This is a genomic window from Streptomyces tendae (assembly GCF_014650435.1).
Lineage (GTDB): Bacteria > Actinomycetota > Actinomycetes > Streptomycetales > Streptomycetaceae > Streptomyces > Streptomyces tendae.
In genome coordinates, this window is sequence record NZ_BMUY01000088.1 from 1 (window position 1) to 758 (window position 758).

The 758-nt window shown below is 74.7% G+C and carries 1 protein-coding gene; it reads left to right on the forward strand.

What is annotated here, in order from left to right:
* Window positions 1-530: 530 nt before the first annotated feature.
* A partial coding sequence (locus IE258_RS40750; protein ID WP_189750832.1) for a DUF3417 domain-containing protein occupies window positions 531-758 on the forward strand: 228 nt, incomplete at its 3' end.

The following is a 758-nucleotide window of genomic DNA, read 5'->3' on the forward strand; positions in this document are numbered from 1 at the left end:
GCCTTGGAGCGCGTACGGCGCACCGGCGCACACGGGCACCGCGGCGGGCGGAGTCACGCGCCGTGCACACGCCGCCCGCCCCACCCGGTGACCAGCGGCTTCTCCGCCCGCTCCCGCCGCCGTCCGTCCGGGGCGCGGCGACCCGCCCACGCCCTGCGCGGACGGCGGTGCCTGACCGGGTGGGACAGGCGGGACGGGAGGGGCGCGCGGGGGCCGAACACCGGCGGTGACGTGGGTGCGTGCCGGGAGGGACGCGGAAACGGCCGGTTTCTTGCCCTGCCCGGCGACCGGCCCGGGGCACGCGGTGCGACAGGGATCGCCGAGCAGCGGCGCGATGCGCGGGGTGAAGTGCGACAAGACCGTACATGGGGGCGGAATCGGCCATGTCCATCGTGCGGTGAATCGTTTGGACAGCCCAGACGAGGTACCCGTGTCTCCCGGCTTCCCCCGCGGACGGTGTCCGCGCCGGTACTGTCGGCTGCGATGCCCGGACGCACACCGCGTCTCTCACGAACGCGCCGAGGTGGCTTGTGAAGGCTATCCGTCGATTCACCGTCCGACCCGTGCTCCCCGAACCCCTCCGGCCGCTGAGCGATCTGGCCCGCAATCTGCGCTGGTCCTGGCACGCCGGAACCCGTGACCTGTTCCGCTCCGTCGACCCCGGACGCTGGGCCGCGGCCGGCGGCGACCCCATGCGCCTGCTGGGCAGCGTGCCGACCGAGCGGCTCACCGAACTGGCCGGCGACCGCGACTTCCTC